The sequence below is a fragment of the Geobacter sulfurreducens PCA genome (assembly GCF_000007985.2).
In the GTDB taxonomy this organism is placed as follows: domain Bacteria; phylum Desulfobacterota; class Desulfuromonadia; order Geobacterales; family Geobacteraceae; genus Geobacter; species Geobacter sulfurreducens.
Map to the genome: position 1 here is coordinate 944,529 of NC_002939.5, position 22,028 is coordinate 966,556.

17 protein-coding genes are annotated in these 22,028 nt (G+C 65.0%); 8 read left to right on the forward strand and 9 right to left on the reverse strand.

What is annotated here, in order from left to right:
• Positions 1-118: 118 nt before the first annotated feature.
• Complete coding sequence (gene gptM / locus GS_RS04435) at positions 119-1,456, forward strand: geopeptide radical SAM maturase (protein WP_010941548.1); 1,338 nt, start codon at positions 119-121, stop codon at positions 1,454-1,456.
• Here the strand turns inward: gptM and GS_RS04440 are convergent.
• Positions 1,398-2,492, reverse strand: a complete 1,095-nt coding sequence (locus GS_RS04440) for an AAA family ATPase (protein WP_010941549.1) — start codon at positions 2,490-2,492, stop codon at positions 1,398-1,400. The two genes, gptM and GS_RS04440, sit on opposite strands and share 59 nt — an antisense overlap.
• A 229-nt stretch (positions 2,493-2,721) precedes the next feature.
• On the opposite strand from GS_RS04440, the gene GS_RS04445 reads away from it, so the two are divergent.
• A complete protein-coding gene (locus GS_RS04445; protein WP_010941550.1) occupies positions 2,722-4,047 on the forward strand; it encodes a radical SAM protein in 1,326 nt (441 codons plus the stop codon).
• Here the strand turns inward: GS_RS04445 and GS_RS04450 are convergent.
• The 4 genes from GS_RS04450 to ligA form a co-directional block, all read right to left on the reverse strand.
• Positions 4,044-4,658 (reverse strand): AAA family ATPase, encoded by a 615-nt coding sequence (locus tag GS_RS04450; protein WP_010941551.1) that lies wholly within the window; start codon positions 4,656-4,658, stop codon positions 4,044-4,046. The two genes, GS_RS04445 and GS_RS04450, sit on opposite strands and share 4 nt — an antisense overlap.
• Positions 4,633-4,842 carry a hypothetical protein gene (locus GS_RS04455; RefSeq protein ID WP_010941552.1) on the reverse strand — a complete coding sequence of 70 codons (210 nt, stop codon included), beginning with the start codon at positions 4,840-4,842 and terminating at the stop codon, positions 4,633-4,635. Before GS_RS04455 ends, GS_RS04450 begins: the two co-directional genes overlap by 26 nt.
• A gap of 104 nt (positions 4,843-4,946) precedes the next feature.
• Positions 4,947-5,222, reverse strand: a complete 276-nt coding sequence (locus tag GS_RS04460; RefSeq protein WP_010941553.1) for an acylphosphatase — start codon at positions 5,220-5,222, stop codon at positions 4,947-4,949.
• Positions 5,223-7,235 (reverse strand): NAD-dependent DNA ligase LigA, encoded by a 2,013-nt coding sequence (gene ligA / locus GS_RS04465; RefSeq protein WP_010941554.1) that lies wholly within the window; start codon positions 7,233-7,235, stop codon positions 5,223-5,225.
• Between the two features lie 222 nt (positions 7,236-7,457).
• Between ligA and GS_RS04470 the strand changes: the two genes are divergently transcribed.
• Complete coding sequence (locus GS_RS04470; RefSeq protein WP_235045024.1) at positions 7,458-9,767, forward strand: S8 family serine peptidase; 2,310 nt, start codon at positions 7,458-7,460, stop codon at positions 9,765-9,767.
• A gap of 174 nt (positions 9,768-9,941) precedes the next feature.
• Positions 9,942-11,984 carry an ATP-dependent helicase gene (locus tag GS_RS04475; protein ID WP_010941556.1) on the forward strand — a complete coding sequence of 681 codons (2,043 nt, stop codon included), beginning with the start codon at positions 9,942-9,944 and terminating at the stop codon, positions 11,982-11,984.
• A 40-nt stretch (positions 11,985-12,024) separates the two neighbouring features.
• Here the strand turns inward: GS_RS04475 and GS_RS04480 are convergent, their stop codons facing one another.
• Positions 12,025-12,696: a peroxiredoxin gene (locus GS_RS04480; protein ID WP_010941557.1), complete on the reverse strand. Its 672-nt coding sequence runs from the start codon at positions 12,694-12,696 to the stop codon at positions 12,025-12,027.
• Between the two features lie 167 nt (positions 12,697-12,863).
• Here GS_RS04480 and GS_RS04485 point away from each other — a divergent pair, with 167 nt between their 5' ends.
• Positions 12,864-13,379: a peptidylprolyl isomerase gene (locus tag GS_RS04485; protein ID WP_010941558.1), complete on the forward strand. Its 516-nt coding sequence runs from the start codon at positions 12,864-12,866 to the stop codon at positions 13,377-13,379.
• 57 nt (positions 13,380-13,436) lie between these two features.
• Here the strand turns inward: GS_RS04485 and GS_RS04490 are convergent, their stop codons facing one another.
• From GS_RS04490 to GS_RS04500, 3 genes are all read right to left on the reverse strand, one after another.
• Positions 13,437-15,494 carry a diguanylate cyclase gene (locus tag GS_RS04490; RefSeq protein ID WP_235044972.1) on the reverse strand — a complete coding sequence of 686 codons (2,058 nt, stop codon included), beginning with the start codon at positions 15,492-15,494 and terminating at the stop codon, positions 13,437-13,439.
• A 206-nt stretch (positions 15,495-15,700) separates the two neighbouring features.
• Positions 15,701-17,083, reverse strand: a complete 1,383-nt coding sequence (locus tag GS_RS04495) for a TldD/PmbA family protein (protein WP_010941561.1) — start codon at positions 17,081-17,083, stop codon at positions 15,701-15,703.
• Entirely contained in the window at positions 17,068-17,322 is a 255-nt protein-coding gene (locus tag GS_RS04500; RefSeq protein ID WP_010941562.1) for a DUF4911 domain-containing protein, read from the reverse strand. Before GS_RS04500 ends, GS_RS04495 begins: the two co-directional genes overlap by 16 nt.
• A gap of 294 nt (positions 17,323-17,616) precedes the next feature.
• Here GS_RS04500 and GS_RS04505 point away from each other — a divergent pair, with 294 nt between their 5' ends.
• The 3 genes from GS_RS04505 (at position 17,617) to GS_RS04515 (ending at position 22,024) form a co-directional block, all read left to right on the forward strand.
• Positions 17,617-18,498, forward strand: a complete 882-nt coding sequence (locus tag GS_RS04505) for a formylglycine-generating enzyme family protein (protein ID WP_235044973.1) — start codon at positions 17,617-17,619, stop codon at positions 18,496-18,498.
• Positions 18,499-18,500: 2 nt separating this feature from the next.
• Positions 18,501-20,312, forward strand: coding sequence for a DNA helicase RecQ (recQ, locus tag GS_RS04510; RefSeq protein WP_010941564.1), 1,812 nt, complete (start codon positions 18,501-18,503; stop codon positions 20,310-20,312).
• Between the two features lie 116 nt (positions 20,313-20,428).
• A complete protein-coding gene (locus GS_RS04515; protein WP_010941565.1) occupies positions 20,429-22,024 on the forward strand; it encodes a DUF445 family protein in 1,596 nt (531 codons plus the stop codon).
• Positions 22,025-22,028 lie beyond the last annotated feature (4 nt).

Below are 22,028 nucleotides of genomic sequence, written 5' to 3' on the forward strand. Positions count from 1 at the left end.
GCCACGAAGCCCCCGTTTTCCGGACCGCCATGGACTTTGGCGTCTTCGTCCATGGTGCTGGGGCGATGCGGCAATCTCTGAGATAGTTATTTCTTCATCCCTTTTCGGAGTCCATCCCATGATCCTCTCCCGCTACGTCTCCTCTTACCCTTGTTCGGAATCACCCGACCACGTCATCCTCTTCTCCTGCCGTACCGGCGCGGTGGTGCGGGGTTCCCGGTCCACCCTCGACGCGGCCCAGGCCGGCACCCTTTCTCCTGCCGCGGCCGAGACCCTGGAGAAGCACGGCTTTCTCACGCCCGGCCCCGAGGCCGAGCGGGCGGAGATGCTCGCCTGGTTCGACCGGATCAACGCCGAGCGGCGCCGGGCCGGCATGGTGGCGGTGCTCACGCGGCGCTGCAACCTGGCCTGTCCCTACTGCTTCGAGGGAGGGCAGGCGCCGGAAGGCGACATGAGCGAGGAGACCGCGGACCTCCTGGCCGCGATGATCGAGCGGGAGTACCTGGCAAAGGGGTGGCGGGTGGATATGGATTTCTACGGCGGCGAGCCGCTGCTCCGGCCCGACCTGATCAGGCGGATCGCGGAGCCGCTGCGAGCCGCGGGGGGCGGGCTGTTCCACGGCAACATGGTCAGCAACGGCTCCCTGCTGAACCGGGCGGTGATGACGGACCTGACAGCTTTGGGGATCGAGTCGGTCAAAGTGACCCTGGACGGTCCGCCCCAGGTGCACGACCGGTACCGCCCCTACGGCGGCGGCGCCGGGAGCTTTCACGACATCCTGCGGGGAATGGGCGAGGTGGTCGATCTGGTGAAGATCCACGTGGGAGGGAACTTTACCCGGGAGACCTGGCGGGAATACCCGGCGCTCCTGGACCTGCTGCTGGCAGAGGGGTTCACCCCGGACCGGCTCGGCACGGTGCGCTTCACCCCGGCCGTGGGGGGGAAGGGGAGCGGAGCGTTGCCCCACTTCGCCGAGGGGTGCGTGACCTGCGAGGAGCCGTGGCTGGCCGAGGCGGAGCTGGTGCTGCGGGAGGAGTTGATGAAGCGGGGCTTCGGCGTGCCCAAGCCCGGCCCCTTTTCCTGCATGATCGAGCTAGAGAGCGACCTGGCCGTGGACGCCGACGGCCGCTGCTACAAGTGCCCGGCCTTCATGGGGCACGAGGGGTATGCCGTGGGCGACCTGCGCGCCGGCTTCAGCCCTACGGCACCGTCCTACGGCTACGATATCTGGCGCCGGGAGGAGTGCCTGGACTGCTCCTGGCTCCCCCTCTGCTTCGGCGGCTGCCGCTTCATGAAGCTGGTGGAGGCCGGGGCGGTGACCGGCGTGTCGTGCCAGCGGGAGTACCTGGCCGGCACGGTGGAGACGATGGTGCGCCGGGGGGCTGGCGGTGGGCAGCTCAGTCCAGCAGTGAATCCAGGTGATCGAAGTCCAGAATCTCTTCGGCCTGGGCCTTGACCAGCTCGATCTTTTCGGTGTCCTCGGCGCTGATCTTTGAGACGTGGTGCTTCATGGCCGAGAAGACGTCGGCGGTGGTCTCGTGGATGCGGATGACGGGGATGTTGCTCCCGTCGAGGATCTGCTGGGTGATGGCCGACACCGGGGCGTGGCCGGGGATGACCAGGCCGGCGATCTTCTCCCGGTAGGCCGGGATGTGGTAGAGGGACGAGATGGTGACCAGGAGCTCGTCCCGGGAGCTGGTGACCACCAGCAGGGTGGACTGCTCCAGGCCGTCGATGACCTTCTGGGAGGAGGCAGCCCCCAGCTGGATGTGGTGGACGATGCGGGTCCCCTGGGTCTGGTCGCCCCGCAGGGGGTGCTCCAGCAGGCGGGAGATGTGATTGAGGGTCGGGTTGGCCAGGACCGGGGACCAGTCGAAGGCACCGATTACCTCGATGCCGAAGGGCTTGAAGGAACGGCCCAGGTACGAGAGGGAGGTCTCCCGCTTTTCGGGCAGGAGCTTGTTGACCACAAGCGCCTTGACCGGCACCTCTTCCATCCGGTAGAGGGGGAGGTTGAGCTGGACCGAGTCGATGACGTTGCCGATGCCGCCGCCGCTCACCAGGATCACGGGCGCACCGGTGATCTTGGCAACCCGGGCGTTGTTGAGGCCGATGACCGAGCCCACCCCGCCGTGGCCCGACCCTTCGATGATCAGGAAGTCGTTTTTCTTCTCCAGGGCGGCAACCGCCTCGGTGATCCGCTCCACGGGCCAGAGCGCCGGGATCTCGCCGTCGATGAACTTCTTGGTGGAGCCCCGGCCGAGCACCACGGGGGACATGTGGGCGATGTCCTCTCCAAGCCCGAAGATGCGGGCCATGAGGGCCGCGTCCTTGTCCACGGTGATGCCGTTGAAGACTTGGCACTTGGGGCCCACGGCCTTGATGAAGCCGACCCGGCCGTATTTCTTGCGGGCCAGGTGCATGAGCGAGACGCTGATGGTGGTCTTGCCCGCGTTCATGCCGGTGGCGGCGATGAAGATCTTTCTGCTCATGACGGTGACGATCTCCCGACAATGGTTATTCCGGTAGAATGAGCAGTATAATTTTACCATTCAAAGGGATGCAAGCATGTATACCGAACCGATTTCTTTCATCCCTCAGACAGAGGGGTGCCGCGCCGGCCGACGGGTGACGCGGCGGGGTTCGCCCGGGCATGCCCTCCGGTGTTCGTAACGTCCCCCCGGTTGGCAACGTCGCACTGCCTGTGGTAAGGTTGCAGCCATGAAACGAAAAACCCTCCCCAAACTCCTCTACGCCGACGCCAAAGGAAACATCTTCGATCATCCCCATCTCTGCATGGCCGGCATGAGCGGCTCCGAAGCGGTGCTCCCCGAATCGGTGGAGCTGATCCCGCTGCCCGAGGGGAGCCGGCTCTTTACCATCCCGGATACGCCGCCCGTTGCCTGGGACGAGCAGCAGCGGAAGTTCGTGACCGTGGCCTCGGTGCGGGAGGGGCGGCGCCCGATGCCGGTGCAGGCGGTGTCGGCCTTCATGGCGCCGGGGTACGTGCGGCTGCTGCTGCCGGCGTGCGATTATTCGCGCAAGAAGGTGCACCTCCCCCTCTGGTCGTACACGGCGGTGGGCTGGGACGAGGAGCGGGACTGCTTCGTGGTGGCGGCGAGCCGGGTGGACACCAACCAGAACTGGAACCCCTGCAACTACGACGACCGGAAGCTGGACCCCCTGGTGCGGCAGCGGTTGGCGGAAATGCCCCACAACCGGCTCCTGGAGCAGTTGGCCCGCTGCGCGGTGGATTACCACTGCTTCGCGGCCAAGAACCTCTTTTTCCGCCGATGGGAGGCGCCGCTCCCCACCTCGCCGGCGTGCAACTCGCGCTGCCTCGGGTGCATCAGCCTCCAGCCCTCGGACTGCTGCCCGGCCAACCACGAGCGGATCGGCTTCGTCCCCACGCCGGAGGAGATCGTGGAACTGGCCCTGCCGCACCTGCTGGAGGCGCCGGAACCCATCGTCTCCTACGGCCAGGGGTGCGAGGGGGACCCGATCATGCAGGCGGACACCGTGGCCGAGGCCACGCGGCGGCTGAAGGCGGCCACTTCCCGGGGGACGGTGAACTTCAACTCCAACGGCTCCTTCCCGGACCGGATCGCCATGCTCTGCGACGCGGGCATGGACTCCATGCGCTTTTCCATGAACTCGGTGCGGGAGGAGGTCTACGACCGGTACTACCGGCCGGTGGGATACCGCTTCGCCGAGGTGAAGGAGTCGGTGCGGCTGGCGGGGGAGCGGGGGCTGTTCACCATGATCAACTACCTGGTGTCGCCGGGGGTGTCGGACAGCGCCGACGAGGTGGAGGCCCTGCTCCGCTTCATCGGCGAGACCGGGGTGAAGATGATCCAGATGCGGAACCTGTCCATTGACCCGGATTTCTACAACAAGCGGATGGGCGCCACGGGGCGGGGCATCGGCATGTACCGGATGCTGGAGCGGGTGAAGCGGGAGTTTCCCCACATCCAGTACGGCTACTACAACCGGACCAGAGAGAACTTCTTTCCGGCGGGGTATGAGAAGGGGTGGCCGATCCGCTAGTCGGGCAGCCCTTCCACAACCATCCGGGCCCACTCGTGCAGCGCCAGATCCCGGTAGGTCTTGAAAATCCGTCCATCTCTCGTGCGGAAGAGCTTTTTGGGTTCGCGGTCGTCGATCGAGTTGTCGTACACATATGCCCGGTCAACCATGGAGATCGCCAGGGCGCTGTTGGCAATGGAGCGCTGGTAGCGGGAAATGATCTTGGCGATGGGGACATCGTGACCGCCCGCCATGACCCGCCTGGCGACGCGGGCAGCATTGATCGCGGGGCTGTCGGTGCCGATGAAAAAGAAGCGGATGAAGAAGTCGGCTTCTTTCGCCCGCCTGATAAAATCCAGTTTTTCCGGGACGGAAAAAACCGTTTCCAGGAGCATGCTCCTTTTTCCCCTCAAGCACTCCTCCCTGAGTTCCTGAGCCCTGGCCGCAGCTTTCATTACGGCCTCGGGAGAGTTCCAGTCACCGAATTCATTCTTGGCGATCTCATCGGGGTTGATGAAGATGCAGCCCTCCGACCAGTCGTGTCTGAGGACCTGGCTCGTGAACGTTGTCTTGCCCGAGCCGTTCGGCCCGGCAATGACGATCAGCTTATGCCTGAGAGCGCTTTTCGCCATGGGCCTGGAACGCCTCGCGGGCCGACTCAATCTCGCGCCGCAGGTTGTCTCGAAGCAACTGCTTCAGCTCAATGGTCTGGGCCTTGGTCCGCTCGGCGACAGCCCGCATCATTTCGTTCAGTTCCTTCTCGGAAATCTCCCGGGGTCGCTCGTGGGATTCCTTATGTTTTTCAACAGGCTTCATGGCGCCTCCACAATCGGTACAGGTCCAATCTAACGGAACCGCTCCATGGGGTCAATTCAATAAAACGGGAACGGGGTCTAACGTCAGGGGGCTGACCGCTTCCCTCAGTACCTGACGTCGAAGTCGTCGAACTCGCCCCGGTAGTGCTCGCGCTCCAGGATGACCCGGTCAACCCGGGCGCGGGAAGGGCCGTGGTGGCACCAGGCCACCAGGGCGTCGACGGCCTCTTCTTCCCCCTCGAAGCAGCCCTGGACATCGCCGCCGGCAAGGTTTTTCACCCAGCCGGATACGCCGAGCCGCTGGGCCTGCTGCACCGTGTGGTGCCGGAAGGCCACCCCCTGCACCAGCCCCTTGATGGTCACGATGGCGCGGATCTTCATCTATCCCTCCTCCAGCATTGCCAGGAATTCATCCTCGGTCAGCACCCTGACTCCCAGCTGGCGGGCCTTGTCCAGCTTGCTGCCGGCCTCGGCGCCGGCAACCACGTAGTCGGTCTTTTTCGAGACGGACCCGGCCGCGTGGCCCCCCTCCTTCTCTACCATCTTCTGGGCCTCAGGGCGGCTGAAGCGGGTGAGCGCCCCGGTGAAGACGAAGGTCTTGCCGGTGAAGCGGCCCCCCACCTTTTTCTCCTCCGCCGTGGGCCGGACCCCGGCCTTGAACATCCGCCGGATGGTCTCCCGGTTCCCCTCGTTGCGGAAGAAGGTGATGATGCTCCGGGCAACCTGGGGGCCCACCTCGCGGATGGAGAGGAGTTCCTCCTCGGTGGCCCGCTCCAGGTTTTCGATGCTGCCGAAGGCGCCGGCCAGGAGTTTTGCCGTGTGTTCCCCCACGTGGCGGATGCCCAGGGCGAAGATGAAGCGGGAGAGCTCCCGTTGCTTGCTGGCCTCGATGGCGTTCAGGAGGTTTTCGGCCAGCTTGTCCCCCATCCGGTCGAACTGCATGAACTGGTCTTTGGTGAGGGTGTAGAGGTCGGCCACGTTCTTTACCAGGCCCAGCCGCAGGAGCTGTTCGATGTATTTCTCGCCCAGCCCCTCCATGTCCATGGCGTCGCGGGAGGCGAAGTGGATGATGGATTCACGGATCTGGGCCGGGCAGGAGAGCCCCATGCAGCGGACCGCCACCTCGTCGGGGATCTTCACCACCTCGGAGCCGCACTCGGGGCAGACGGCCGGGATGGGAAGGGGGCGTTCGCTGCCCGAACGCTTTTCGGTCAGGACCTTGACCACGGCCGGGATCACGTCGCCGGCCCGCTCGATCACCACGGTGTCGCCGATGCGGATGTCCTTGCGCTCCATCTCCTCCCAGTTGTGGAGGGTGGCGCGGGAGACGGTGACGCCGGAGACCTCCACGGGCCTGAGGTTGGCCGTGGGGGTGATCACCCCGGTGCGCCCCACTGAGGGGACGATGTCCTCCACCACGGTCACCGCCTGCCGGGGCGGGAACTTGACGGCCACGGCCCAGCGGGGGGAGCGGCTCTTCTCTCCCAGCTCCCGCTGGAGGGCAAAGGAATCCACCTTGACCACCACGCCGTCGATCTCGTAGGGGAGCGAGTCGCGGCGTTCGGTCATCTCCCGGTAGTAGGCGAGGATCTCCGCCACTCCCTTGACCGGCCGGATCAGGGGATTGACCGGCAGGCCCCATTCGCCGATCCGGTCGAGAAATTCAGTCTGTGCCGCGAAGGAGGCGCCCCGGACCTCGCCCGGCGCGTAGCAGAAGATGGCCAGGGGGCGCCGGGCCGTGATCCGGGAGTCCAGCTGGCGGATGGAGCCGGCCGCGGCGTTACGGGGGTTGGCAAAGGGTGGCTCCCCCTCCTCCTCCCGCTGGGCGTTCAGCCGCTGGAACGCGGCCAGGGGGAGGTAAACCTCGCCCCGCACCTCCAGCAATTCCGGCGGCTGCTCGCACCGGAGTCGGAGGGGGATGCCCCGGACGGTCTTCAGGTTGTGGGTGACGTTCTCCCCCACCACGCCGTCGCCCCGGGTGGAGCCGACGGTGAGGATGCCGCGCTCGTAGACCAGTTCCACGGCAAGCCCATCCATCTTGGGTTCGCAGACGTAATCGATTTCCACGTCGCCGTGGAGCCCCAGGAAGCGTTTGACCCGGTCGTCGAAGTCAGCGATCTCGACGTCCGTAAAGGCGTTTTCCAGGGAGAGCATGGGGATGCGGTGGGTGACCTGCTCGAACTTGTCCAGGGGCGCGCCGCCCACCCGTTGCGTTGGGGAGTCGGGAGCGGCCAGGTCGGGGAACCGCGTTTCCAGGTCCACCAGTTCGCGGAAGAGGAGATCGTATTCGGCGTCGGTGATCTCGGGGCGGTCTTCCGCGTAGTAGAGGCGGTTGTGGCGCTCAAGTTCAGTGCGGAGTGCGGCAACGCGGTCCGCGGCGGTCTGCTTGTCCATGGGGGCTCCGTGGCGTGGGGATAGAGGAGCTTATAGCACAGCGGCACCCGGATGGCAATTTGCGCTCCCGGCCGGGACGGGGCATTAGGGCCTCGCGGTTTCAGTCCGGTATCTGTTATAGTGGAGGCTCGGGGCGCAGAACAGGGACCGGCGGGCAGCATTTCCACCCCGCCGCGAGAAGGGGATACCGTGAAGCATGGAGTATGGGAGCGTGTGAGCGTGATGTGCCGGTTTCTGCCGGTCCTGCTGGCAATGGCGACGGCGCCGGCATGGGCCGCGCCGGCTGCGGGGTCGAAGGTGCCCGCCGAGGTGGGGGCTGCCCTGGCGCGGGGCGAGTCCCGGGAATTGATCGTCCTGCTGGATGACGGCCCGGTGGAGGCCGAACTGGCGGGCATCCGGGCGCAATCCGCGTCGCCGGCCGACGAGCGGGAGGCGGCTCGCCGACGGCTCGCGCTGAAGTCGGCGCGGTACGGCGAGATGAAGGGGCGCCTCGCCGCCGACCTGGCGGAAGAGCGAATGGAGGTGGTCAGAGAGTACAGCCACCTGCCGCTCTTCTTCGCGCGGGTGGGATCGGCCAGGGCCCTTGAGCGGCTGGCGGGCCGCGCCGAGGTGAAGAGGGTTTTCCCCAACGAGGCCCGGAAGCTCCAGCTCACCGAGAGTCTTCCCCTGATTGAACAGCCCCGGGCCGCGGCTGCCGGTTTCACGGGCGCCGACACATCGGTGGCGGTCTTCGACACGGGGGTCGACTACACCCGGCCGGCCTTCGGCTCCTGCACCGCGCCGGGCACGCCGGCCGGGTGCAAGGTAATCGTGTCCATCGATACGGCGTCCCCGGATTTCCAGCTTGACGACCCCGACTCCTATCACGGCACCGGCGTGTCCGCCATTGTCCTGGGGGTGGCTCCCGACACCCGCATCATCGCCATCGACGTCTTCGACGGTGAATACGCCTATGATGCGGACATCATCGAGGCCGCCAACTGGGCGATCGCCAATCGCGCCACCTACAACATCGTGGCCATCAACATGAGCCTTGGCGCGGGCTCGTTCACCTCGCCCTGCACCGATACCACCTACAATACCCTGGTGAGCCAGGTCCGCGCGGCAGGGATCATGCCCGTTGCCGCCTCGGGCAACGAAGGACTGACGAACGCCCTCATTGCGCCGGCATGCATCCCGGGCGTGATTTCGGTGGGCGCGGTTTACGATGATTACAGCTACTTCCACGGAACCTGTCTCGATCCCATGGTGCCCGACAAGGTGGCCTGCTTCTCAAACAGCGCATCCTTTCTCACCCTGCTGGCCCCGGGGGCCTATATCACCGCGGCCGGAGAGCTCACGGCCGGCACCTCCGAGGCGACCCCCCATGTGTCGGGGGCCGTGGCGGTACTCCGATCGGCTTTTCCGGCGGAGTCCCTCGATGCGATTCAGGCGCGCCTCACCTCCACCGGCAAGCCGGTGACCGATTCCCGGAACGGGGTGACGAAACCGCGCATCAATGTTGCCGCGGCCATCGGCCCGCCCGCCAACGATCTCTTTTCCGCAGCCCAGGCCCTGCCCGCCACTGCCGGCCAGACTACCGGCGTCAACCTGAACGCCACCCGTGAGACAGGCGAGCCCGATCACGCGGGGGTGGCCGGGGGTGCCTCGGTCTGGTGGACCTGGCAGGGCCAGACCAGCGGAATCGTGTCCCTGGATACCCACGGCAGCTCCTTCGATACCCTGCTGGCGGTTTATACCGGCACCAGTGTGGGAAATCTGACGCCGGCCGCCGCCAATGACAACGACGGCGGCGTCGGCGGCACCAGCGGGCTGACCTTTACGGCCTTGGCGGGAGAGGTGTACCGGATTGCCGTGGACGGCCGGAACGGAGTCACGGGGCGCATTACCCTGAACCGGAACTTTACCCCGTCGGCCACAGCAGATATTGCCGTCGCCGCCTCGGGAGCACCGTCGACGAGCTTCGTGGGGGAACTGGTAACCTACACGGTGAGTGTCATCAACTACGGCCCGGAGACGGCAACCGAGGTGACGGTGACCGATCCGATCCCTGCGGGGGCCACCTTTGTTTCCGCTTCCCCGGGGTGCGCCCTGTCAGGCAGCACCGTTACGTGCAACATCGGAACCCTGGCAGTCGGGGGGAGCGTCTCCTACACCATCGTGCTTAGCCCCACGCTGGCTGGCACCCTGAGCAACACCTTCCAGGCGGCCGGTTTCACCAACGATCCCGCCCCGGGCAACAACGCCTCGGCTGTCTATACGCCGGTGGCTGCATTTGTGTATCCGGTGCTGGTGGACAATGTGCAGTATCCAATGCTTCAGAACGGCTTCGACATTGTCCAGGAGGGGGGCGTGGTCATGGCCACGGCGAGCCTGTTCACGGAACAGCTGCTGCTGAGCCGCGCCGTCCGGTTCACCCTGCAGGGAGGCTATGACGCCTTCTTCACCTCCGCCACCGGCTACACCACCCTGCAGGGGAGCCTGACCCTTGCCAGAGGGGCGGTGACCGTTGACCGGTTGATCGTCCGCTGATCTGTTGCCGCAGCGTGCAGGGCTCCCGCGCCCTCCTCCGGGAGGCGAACCGGTACAGCAATTTGCCCTGGCACGAATATCGCCGTCTTGATTTCCTCCCCCCCGTTCTGCTATCACTGATGCGGCCGGGCATGAACGCCCGGCTCTTTTCGTTTTGCATCCCGAGGCATGCACATGCTTGATCTTTCCACCCTCAACCCGCCCCAGCGGGAGGCGGTCGACTGTACCGAAGGCCCGCTCCTGGTCCTGGCCGGGGCCGGCTCGGGCAAGACCCGGGTCATCACCTGCCGGATCGGTCACCTGGTCCTCCACAGGAAGGTTGCGCCCGAGAGCATCCTGGCCGTCACCTTTACCAACAAGGCAGCGGGAGAGATGAAGGAGCGGGTGCGCGAGCTGGTGGGCCGCGGCCGCACCAAGGGGATGATCGTCTCCACCTTCCACTCCCTGGGGGTGCGCATCCTGCGGCGCGATATCGAACGGCTGGGCTACAAGAGGAACTTCGGCATCTACACCACGTCTGACCAGCTGGGGCTGGTGCGCCAGGCCCTGCGCGAGGTGAGCGACGACGGCCGCAAGGTGGACACCGAAGGGATCCTCTGGCGCATCTCCGGCTGGAAGAACCGTCTGATTCCCCCCGACCGGGTGCAGCCCCGCCTGAACGACCCGGACGAGCTTCTGGCCGCCACGATCTACCCCCGCTACCAGCGGCTGCTCATGGCCTGCAATGCCATCGACTTCGACGACATCATCATGCTGACCGTGCGGCTCCTCCAGGAGCAGCCGGAGGTCCTGGACCACTGGCAGGAGCGGTTCCGCTACATCATGGTGGACGAGTACCAGGACACCAACGCCTCCCAGTACCTGTTCGTGTCGCTGCTGGCGAAGAAGTACCGCAACCTGTGCGTGGTGGGGGACGACGACCAGTCCATCTACGGCTGGCGCGGCGCCGACGTGGGGAACATCCTCGCCTTCGAGAAGGACTACCCCGGCTGCCGGGTGGTGAAGCTGGAGCAGAACTACCGCTCCACCGGCACCATCCTGGAGGCGGCCAATCACGTGATCAGGAACAACAGCGTGCGCACGGAGAAGCGCCTCTGGACCGACGCGGGCGAGGGCCGGCCCATCGACCTGGTCATCGCCCAGGACGACGAGGAGGAGGCCAGCCAGGTGGTGGAACGGCTCCAGATGGAGCGCTACCGGCACAATCTCTCCTTCGGCGATTTCGCCATCCTCTACCGGACCAACTCCCAGAGCCGGGCCTTCGAGGAGCAGCTCCGCTTCGAGGACATCCCCTACGTGCTGGTGGGGGGAATGCAGTTCTACGAGCGCAAGGAGGTGAAGGACGCCCTCTCGTACCTGAAGGTGATCGACAACCCCCGGGACGAGCAGTCGCTCCTGCGGATCGTCAACTTTCCACGCCGGGGGATCGGCGACGGCACGGTCCTGAAGATCAACCAGTGGTCCCTGGAGCACGACTGCCCCCTTCTGGAGGCCTTCGGCCGGGTGGAGGAGATCGAGGGGGTCACGGGGGCGGTGCGGGAGAAAGTGCTGGCCTTCCACCGGCTGGTGGAGGAGTCGGTGCGCGATTTCCGCCATGCCGGCAACCTGGCGGCACGGGTGAAGGGGCTGTTCGACCGGCTCGGGCTGGAGGAGGAGCTCTACCGGACCATCGAGGACCCGGCCACGGCCCGGCGCAAGGTGGAGAACGTGGCCGAGGTCATCAACTCCCTGGCCGCGTTCGAGGAACGGATACCCGGCGCCACCCTGTCGGGCTTTCTGGAAAAGGTCTCCCTCATGGACGAGGATCGCTTCGCCGGCAAGGACAAGAAGGAGCACGGCAAGGACGCGGTTACCCTCATGTCGCTCCACTCCAGCAAGGGGCTGGAGTTTCCCTTTGTGTTCCTGGTGGGATTCGAGGAGGAGATCCTGCCCCACAAGAGGACGGTGGAGGAGGGGATGCCCATCGACGAGGAGCGGCGTCTCTGCTACGTGGGGATAACGAGGGCCCGCCGGCACCTGACCATCACCCGGTGCCTGAACCGGAAGAAGTACGGCAAGCTTCAGGAGCGACAGCCGAGCCGGTTCCTGGAGGAGATCCCCGGACGTCTCCTGCAGGTCCACGAAGGGAGCGTAAAAAAGGCCTCCACCGAAGAAGAGGCGGAGGCCCTGGCCCAGGATTTCTTTGCCCGGATGCGGTCGATGCTCCAGCAGGAGTGAACCTGTGTTCAGCGGTTGAACACGGCCGGTTCCCGGGCGGTTACTTTTTGATGGTCTTCTCGCCCGGCTTCCAGCCCAGGGGGCAGAGTTCGCCGGTCTGGAGCGCCTCCAGGACCCGGATGGTCTCCTCCACGCTCCTGCCCACCGACGGGGTCTGGACCACCTGGTACTGGAGGACGCCATTGGGGTCGATGATGAAGAGCCCGCGCAGCGCGACTCCTTCCTTTTCGTCCAGGATACCGTAGCGGATGGTGGCTTCCTTCTTGTTGTCGGCCAGCAGCGGGAACTTGAGGTCGCCCAGGTCGCCCCGGTTGATCCAGGCCAAGTGAGAGAACTTGCTGTCCACTGAGGCGCCGAGCACGACAGCGTTCAGTTCGGTGAAACGGTCCACGGCGGCGTTGAAGCCCCTGATCTCGGTGGGGCAGACAAAGGTGAAGTCGCCCGGGTAGAAGAAGAGAACCACCCACTTGCCCCGGTAGTCGGCCAGATTGACCCGCTTGAACTCCTTGTTGACCACCGCCTCAAGCGAGAACGCCGGGGCCGGCTCACCCACCATGGCCCGTTCCGGCTCGCTCTGGACCATACCCTTGTGGTGCTGCACCATGAGCTCCGTGGCGCGGGTCATCCCGTCGACCTTGTCGGAGGCTGCCATGGCGGTGCTTGCGGCGAGCAGCAGGGTAAGCGTCAGCATGATGGGACCGGTTGATTTCATTTGTTGCCTCCTGGCGCGAATAAGTACGGCTTCGAATTGAAATACATCTACCCTTATACTTGATTTGACAGACGATGCAAGCCGAGAAAAGGGTGTTCGCCGTCCGTCTTTTGTGATACACCTTGAGCCTCACAGTGTCATCTGATGATTACAGAAAGGAGCATGCCATGAGCGAAGAGCAGAACCCCCGGGTCATGCTTGAGACCTCCCAGGGGAACATCACCATCGAACTGTTCAGGGACAAGGCGCCGATTTCCGCCCGCAATTTCCTCTCTTACGTGAAGGACGGCTACTATGACGGTCTCATCTTCCACCGGGTCATCAAGGGATTCATGGTCCAGGGGGGCGGGATGGACGAAAACATGCAACCCCGGAAGACCAAGTTCGCCATCAAGAACGAGGCGACCAACGGCCTCTCCAACAAGCGGGGGACTCTGGCCATGGCCCGGACCGCGGTGGTCGACAGCGCCACGTCCCAGTTCTTCATCAACCTGGTGGACAACGCGTTTCTCGATAACCGGGGCAAGACTCCCGATCTTTTCGGCTATGCCGTGTTCGGACAGGTCGTGGAGGGGATGGAGGTAGTGGACGCCATTGCCGGGGTTAAGACCGGCAACAGGGCGGGCCACTCGGATGTGCCGGTGGAGAACGTGTTTATCACCAGGGCTTCGGTGATCGAATAAGGTTCAGCTGCGTAATGAGGTCGCATAAAAAAGGCCGTCCGATCGGGCGGCCTTTTTTCATGGCAGGTTGAGCGCCGTTTTGAAGCGGGAGATCTGCTCGTGGTCGTCAACTGAATTCCCTGCGATGATTACCCGGTTCCGCCCGTCGGACTTGGCCCGGTAGAGGGCCACGTCGGCCGCCTTGACGAGCGACGCCTCGGTGCTGCCGTCCTCGGGGAACGAGGCGATGCCGATGCTGGCGGTGAGCCGGCCCAAGGGAAGATTATCCTCGTGGGGGAAATCCTCTCCTTCGATCTCGCGCCGGATCCGTTCGGCCACGAAGATGGACTCCTTCTTGGATGTTCCCGGCAGGATGATGCAGAACTCTTCGCCGCCGAAGCGGGTGACCACGTCCATCTGTCGGGCGGTTTCGCTGAGGATCTTGGCCGTTCTCTTGAGCGCCCGGTCGCCGGCCAGGTGGCCGCAGAGGTCATTGTAGATCTTGAAGTGGTCCAGATCGATGAGCATCACGGTCAGGTTCAGGTTGTGACGGATGCTGCGGGCCAGCTCTTCCTCCATGCGCCGCTTGAGGAAGCGGCGATTGTAGAGGCCGGTCAGGTGGTCGGTGATGGAGAGCTGCTCCAGGATGTCGGCCCGCTCGATGGAGAGGGCGCGTTCGATCATGATGGAGGCGTGATCCGTGAAGGTGATCAATATTTTGAGGTCGGCGTCGGTGAAGATCCCCTGGTTCTTTTTGTCCGAGAGGTTGAGCACGCCGATGGTATCTTCCCGGAGTTTTATGGGAATGCTCACGAACGACTTGGTCTTGAAGCGGGGGCGGTTGGGGGTGCCGACCCGGCGGTCCTTCTCGATGTCGTTCACCAACAGCGGGTTGCCGCTGGCGGCCACCTTGCCGGCAATGCCGGTCCCCACCTGGACCACCATGCTCTGGGCCAGGTGAAGATTCATGCCGAGGGCCGATTCGATCTTGAGCTGGGAGCCGCTTTCGTCGATGAACATGAGCGAGCCGCAGGTGGCGTCCACCAGGTCGGCGGCCATGCCGAGGATCTGCTCGTTGAGCTGATCCTTGCTCTCGGTCCGCGACAGGGCGCTGAACATGGTGAGGAGCTCCCGGGCCTGGGCGATCTCGGAGGTGTATTTATCCTTTTCCCGCATCCGCGCGAGCTGTGTCGCCGCCTTGCCGGTCACCAGGGAGACCAGCAGCTCTTCCCGGGGCGGGATGCTGGCATCGAAGAGGACTAGAATTCCGTGGACGGCCTGGCCAGAGGTGAGGCGGAGGCAAGTGGCGTGGCTCACCTCCAGGTCCGGGAAGATCGAGCGGCATTCATCTTCCTGCAGAACGACGCTGCCCGCCCGGTCCCTGGGGAACATGCCCAGCGCCTTGGGTCCGGAAATCGTGCCGAGATCCCGCTGCAGTCCCCATATCCCCTTGACGGTGTAGGGCGAGGTGGGGCCGTTCTGGGGGATGAGCACGGCGATCTTGGAGATGTCGAAGAGGACGCCGAGGGTCTCGCTGATGAGGGTCATGAGATCGCAGACGGATTCCGCCGTGTCGATGCCGGTGGAGATGCCGGAGATGGCGGTGAGCCGCTGCATGGTCTTCTCGAATATCTGGCTGTGGAGGTTGCGGGCCAGCAGGGAGGGGACCAGTTCCTGCACCTTGCGCGCCACCTCCTCGACTTCTTCGACGGTGGCGACCGGCAGTTCCTCGATCTCGGCCAGCAGGGCGAAGGCGTCCATGCCGTCGGCGGCGGCAAGCGATTCCATGCGGGCGAGGTCAATGCTCTTGTCGCGGACTCCGCCGCCGATCAGGCAGGTGAAGGGGATGTCGCCGGCCCGGAGAGGGACGGCGAAGTTGAGGAGGCCGACGCTGCACTGGAACACCACCGGGCGGTTGCCGGCGACCGCGCGTCCGACCGCGTCTTCCAAGGCCAGCATGCAGGAATGCGTGCAGAAGTGATACTGGTGCGGCGAGCCGCAGACCGTGAACCTGGACTTGTAGCGCGGCATCCCTCCGTCCTGATCGCAGCAGAAAGTCAGGTGGTAGGGCGCGAGGAACTGGTGTGACTTGAGGGCCTCAAGCAGTTCCACCGGCTGAATTGTCGTCAGGTTCACATGGGGCACGGTTGTTTCCTCGGGAATATCAAGGGCGCTACGCGGGTGATCTCTATCTCATCCCCGGGCGTAGAGCGCTTTCCCCCTCATGGAAACGGTCCTCGCGACGCGAGCCATCCGTGGCCCCTCCCCTCCGGTGACGGAGCGGGAGGTACATCCTTCCCTCCTGAAACATCGCATGGCGCCGTCCATCGCTGCCAATTGCATCATGCCGCGCCGCCCACCGTTATTTCGTCGATGAGAAGCGTCGGTTGGGCATCGGAGACCGGCACACCCTGACCGTCCTTGCCGCAGGTCCCGATGCCGAAGCCGAGATCGCTGCCGACCTTGACGATCTTCTTGAGAATGTCCGGGCCGTTGCCGGTAAGGGTGGCTCCCCTGACCGGTTCCCCGATGGCTCCATTTTCAATAAGATATCCTTCGGTGACTTCGAACACGAAGTCGCCGTTTACCGTATTTACCTGCCCGCCGCCCATCTTGCGGACGAAGAGTCCCTGGCCGACCCCCCGCACGATCTCCTCCGGGTCCGACTCGCCGGGGGCAATGAGGGTGTTGGTCATCCGGACGATGGGCTTGGTGTGGTACCCCTCGCGCCTGCCGTTGCCCGTGGAGGCGCAGCCGTCCTTCATGGCGGACAGCCGGTCGTAGAGATACCCTTTCAGGATGCCGTTCTCCACCAGTACCGTGCGCTGGGCCGGGGTTCCCTCATCGTCGAAGGAGAACGAGCCCCGCGCGTTGGGGATGGTGGCGTCGTCGATCACCGTCACCAGGGGCGATGCCACCTGTTGCCCCACTTTTCCCGTGTAGACCGACAGGCCGTTGCCGGCCAGGTCCGCCTCAAGGCCGTGGCCGATTGCCTCGTGCACCATGGTGCCGCCGGCCTCCGACGAGAGGACCACCGGCATCAGCCCTCCCGGCGCCTTGCGCGCGCCGAGCATCATGACCGCCCGGCGGGCGGCGGCACGGGCGATCTCTTCGGGGGGGCGCTCCCGGAAGATCTCGTGGCCCATGAATTTCCCCGTTGCTTCATAGCCGGTCTGGATCACGTCCGCGCCAGCAGCAACCACATGGGCCAGGTACAGGGTGCCCGTCCGATTGGTTTCGATGAAGTCGCCCAGTGAATTGGCGATCTGGCATTTCACTCGGCTGTCGCGATAGGCAATTGTAACTTGCCGAATTGTTTCGCTGATGTCGCGGGCAGCCTTGTTGCCTCTCTCCACCAGTGCAATTTTTTCATGGAGAGCTACGCCATCTGGCGTAATTTCTATGGGGAACCCTGCCCCCACTGCCCTCGGTTTCATTGCGATGGTCTGCTCAAAGACCTTGCCCCGCACTGCCCTGCTCACCGTTGTGGCCAGTTCCATGAGGGCGGTGCCGGTCACCTCGTTGGTGTACGCGTAGGCGGTGCGGAGATCGGAAATGACCCGGATCCCCACCCCGCGGTCCGTTCCGGCGAGGACCTTCTCGATTTTTCCGTCCTCGCAGAATACTGCGGTGGTGGAGCCTTCTTCGAAGTAAATCTCCGCGAATTCACCGCCGCCCGCGAGGGCCTGTCGCAGGATGGCGGATAGGTTCATCTGGTCGAGCATATCTCTTGTTTCCCGTCACCTTGCACCTTTTTTAAAGCAATTTCAGTGCCGAGTGCTGTTAAAAGTTCGTTGACAGTTTCCGTTAAATCGCTGGGGTATCGTACCGTGACGGTTCCGTTCGACTTGTCGGCCGAGCTGAGTACTGCGAGGCCTTCGTAGGACTCCAGGACAAAGTGAAGGTAGGCGATATCCTTTCGTGCGACCTGAAAGGAGCGGAATGCTTCGCGGGGGGCGGTCACGGTGTCTCCTCCGGTCATTTATGGTGTTAAGTATGTATCACGCAAGTGCTTAGAAAACAATATAAAAATTATGATACTCGAACACTTCGAAATAGCTTGAACTCTGCCTGTGCAGCGACGCCGGAAGCTGGTTGACAGGGGGAGCGATTGCACGATACAAATTAATCGCACTTAACTGGAGTGGTGGCGAAATGCCGCAGTCGGTGCAAAACAGCTTGGTGGCCGGGTTGTCTTTTGCGGGGGCTGTGCGTACAATAGTGAGTCCGTGGCCACAGTTTTTTCGGAGGGAGATGCATGAAGATGATCCGTGCCGTGCATAGTGCGGCGATTGTGTTGCTTGTTTTCAGTTATATGGCGGAATTTTCCGGTGCCGCTTCTGGGGGGTACGCCCCAGCTTCGGTCGGGACTCAGCCTGTAGGGACAAGCTTTCGCGACCGGCTGGCCGACGGATCGCCCGGTCCGGTCATGGTGGTGATTCCACCGGGTCGCTTCCGCATGGGAGCAATTTTCGGCGGTGGCGACCCTGACGAGAAGCCGGTCCATGAGGTGAGCATTCCCCGAGCCTTTGCCATCGGGGCGTATGAGGTGACCTTTGCCGAGTACGATCGGTTCTGCGAAGCCACGGGTCGTGAAAAACCCAAGGATGGCCGCCGCTGGTTCGGCCCCTTGTCGCGAAACTGGGGAAGGGGCAACAAGCCGGCCATGAATGTCTCCTGGGATGATGCGGTGGCCTACGTCAAATGGTTGTCTGACCAGACGGGACACCGCTATCGCCTGCCGAGTGAGGCCGAGTGGGAGTACGCGGCCCGCGGCGGCAAGGATACCCCCTACTGGTGGGGTGGCACGGTCGGCCAGAACAAGGCCAACTGCAAGGGGTGCGGCAGCCGGTGGGACAAGAAGATTACTGCACCGGTGGGCTCCTTCGCGCCCAACCCCTACGGTATGTTCGACACCGCCGGCAACGTGTGGGAGTGGTGCGTCGACACCTGGCACGAGAGTTACGACGGCGCCCCGGCGGATGGCTCTCCCTGGATCGGCGGAGAGGATTCCCGCCGGGTCCAGCGGGGAGGGTCCTTCGGCAGCAAGCCCCGCTACATCCGCTCATCGGCCCGGGGGCGGGGTGCCCAGGATGGCCGCTACGTCTACCTGGGCTTCCGGGTCGTGCGGGAACTCTGACCGTGGGGCACGAAACCCTCGCCGTCCTCCGCACGGTCTTCGGGTACCGGTCCTTCCGCCCGTTCCAGGAGGAGATCGTTGACCGGGTGGCGCGCGGGGGCGATACGTTCGTCCTGATGCCCACCGGCGGCGGCAAGTCCCTCTGTTACCAGATACCCTCCCTGGTACGGCCCGGCGTGGGGATCGTGATTTCCCCCCTCATTTCCCTCATGAAGGACCAGGTGGATGCCCTGCGCGAGAACGGCGTGGCAGCGGCCTGCTACAACTCGACCCTGGGCGAGCGGGAGTCGCGCCGGGTGCTCGCCCGGCTCCACGGCGGCGAGCTGGACCTTCTCTACGTGGCCCCGGAACGGCTCATGACCGATGCCTTTCTGGAGCGGCTACGGGAGATACCCATCGCGCTCTTCGCCATTGATGAGGCCCACTGCGTCTCCCAGTGGGGGCACGATTTCCGTCCTGAGTACGTGGAGCTGGGACGGTTGCGGGGGCTGTTCCCGACCGTGCCGATGATCGCCCTGACCGCCACCGCCGACGCCCAGACCCGAGGCGACATCGTGACGCGGCTGGGGCTTCGGGACGCCGAGATGTTCGTGACCGGCTTCGACCGGCCCAATATCCGCTACAGCGTTCTGGAAAAGCAGAAGCCGTTCCGACAACTGGAGGAGTTCCTGGCGACGCGCCCCCGGGAGGCGGGCATTGTCTACTGCCTTTCCCGCAAGCGGGTGGAAGAAGTGGCGGAGAAGCTCCGGGCGGCCGGGGTGGAGGCGGGGGCCTATCACGCCGGGCTTGCCGACGCGGAACGGAGCCGGGTCCAGGAGGCGTTCCTGCGGGACGACATCCGGGTGGTGGTGGCCACGGTGGCCTTCGGCATGGGGATCGACAAGCCCAACGTCCGGTTTGTAGTCCACTACGACCTGCCCAAGAACATCGAGAGTTACTACCAGGAAACCGGGCGGGCCGGCCGCGACGGTCTCCCGGCCGAGGCGCTGCTCCTCTTCGGCTACGGCGACATCCCGGTCTCCCGCTCCCTCATCGAGTCGGGCGGGAACCCCGAGCAGGTGCGGATCGAGCTGCACAAGCTGAACGCGATGGTGGGGTTCGCCGAGGCACTCGTCTGCCGGCGCCGGGCACTGCTCGGCTACTTCGGCGAGCGGCTGGAGGAACCTTGTGGCAACTGCGACCTCTGTCTGGCTCCGCCCGAAACCTTCGATGCCACCGAAGAGGCCCGCAAGGCCCTTTCCTGCGTCTACCGGGTGGGGCAGCGCTTCGGCGTGGGGCACGTGATCGATGTCCTGCGCGGTTCGCGGAGTGAACGCATCCTGGCCCTGGGCCACGACCGGCTCTCGACCTACGGCATCGGCGCCAGCCTGGCGGCCGAGGCCTGGGGGAGCATCATCCGCCAGCTCATCCACCGGGGATACCTGGAGCAGGACCTGGCCAACTACTCGGTGCTGAAGCTGACCCCTGCGGCCCGGCCGCTGCTGCGGGGCGAGGAGAGCCTGGTCCTGGCGAAGCCGCGGCTGCGGATGGCCGCTCCGAAAAAGGAAAAGGCCCCCCGCCGGCCGGGAGCCGCCACGCCGGCGGAGCGGGACGAGGAGCTCTTCCAGGAGCTGCGGGCGCTCCGCAAACGGTTGGCGGATGACCAGCAGGTTCCTCCGTATATCATCTTCAGCGATGCGACCCTGGCCGAGATGGCGTCGCTGCGGCCGACCACGCCGGAAGAACTTTTGCGGGTGAACGGGGTGGGCGAGCGGAAGCTCGGCCGCTACGGCGCCCCGTTCCTGGAGGCGATCCGGAGCCATGGCGCCGGTTGAGTGGGTTCTTTCCCCGTTCCCCATGTTGCGCGGGGCGCTCCGGTGTGCTATTGAACCGGGTGGGCCGACGCCCGAAGCGCTCGCCGTTTCCCATCCCCTTGCAAGCAGGTAATCCCATGTCGCTCCAAAGCATGCTCCCCTACGTGACGCCGCCGGTGGTGGGCGCCGTCATCGGTTACGTAACCAACGACATCGCCATCCGGATGCTCTTCCGGCCCCTGAAGCCATGGCGCGTCTTCGGCATCCGCGTCCCCCTCACTCCGGGGGTCATTCCGGCGGGCCGCCACGAGTTCGCCGCCACCATCGGCCGGATGGTGGGCACCCACCTGGTAACGGGGACCGACGTGGCCCGGGCTTTGGGCAAGGATTCCTTCCGCCGCGAGCTTCAGGAGGCGGTGAGCGGCAAGCTGGACACCCTGCTGGACAGGGATTTGGGCACGGTGGGCTCCCTCCTGCCGGAAGGGTTTGAGAGCTGGCTCCGTGATGGGGTTGACCTGGCGGCCCGCCGGGCCGGCGAGACCGTTGCCGGATACCTGCAGGGCGAGGATTTTCGCCGGGAGCTGTCCCTGTTTCTCCGCGACCTGGAGGAGCGGGTGCTCCCCCGCGAACTGGAGCGGATCCTCGCGGGGGAGACGGGCGATGCGGTGCGGGCCGGGGCCGGACGCGCGCTGGCGGCGCTGCTCCAGTCGCGGGGGGTGAGCCGGGCCGTGGCCGGGCTGGTGGATGACAAGCTCGACGAACTGCTGGCATCGGAGCGGCCGCTGCGGGAGCTCCTGCCGCCGGAGCTGGTGGAGCTGGCGACGGCCCAGGCCCGGGAGGCGATGCCGGTCATCCTGGGCCGGGTGGCGGAATTCGTCCGTTCCCCGGAGATCCGGGATACCTTCGAGGCCAAGCTGCGGGAGGGGGTTCAGCAGTACCTGGCCAATCTGAAGGGGACCCTGGGCTTCATGGCGGGCTTCATCAGCGTGGAGAAGCTCAACTCGTACTTCCCCGGCCTGGTGGGGAGCGTGACCGACGAGGTGGTGCGCTGGCTGGGAGAGGAAACGACCCACCGGCGGGTGGCGGCCATGGTGGATCAGGGGCTCGGCCGGATTCTGGACCGACCCCTGGCCGCGACGGTGGAGCAGCTCCCCTATCGCCGCGTGGCGCTCCTGCGCCGGTCGATCCGCCGGGGCGCGCTGGGGGTGGTGCGGCGGCCGGAAACCGCCGGCTTCCTGCTGGCCCTGGCCGAGCGCGAACTGGTGAGGCTGGCGGCTGATCCCTCCCGCCCGATACTGGAACGGCTCGCCCCCGAAGATGACCCCTCCCGGCTGCGTGAGGGCCTGGTAGGGTGGCTGACGGACAGGCTGCGCGATCCCGGAATCCGTGCAACCCTGGAGCGGATCGTGGCCGGCCGGGTGGAGGAATGGCTCTTCAATCGCCCCCTGGGCCGGCTGTCGGCACGGATCTCGGCCGAGGTCAGGCGCGACCTGGACCAGCTGATCTACCGCCAGGTGGCGGACCTGCTGGAGCGGGAGGCCCCGCCCCTGATCGATGCCCTGGACGTGGCGCGCATGGTTGAGGAGAAGATCAACACCCTGGACATTCTGGCGGTGGAGGGACTGCTCCTCTCCATCATGCAGAAGCACTTTCTCTACATCAATCTCTTCGGAGCCCTGCTGGGCTTCGTGATGGGGTCTTTCAACGTGCTGCTCATGGGGCTCGGACGGTAGAGGG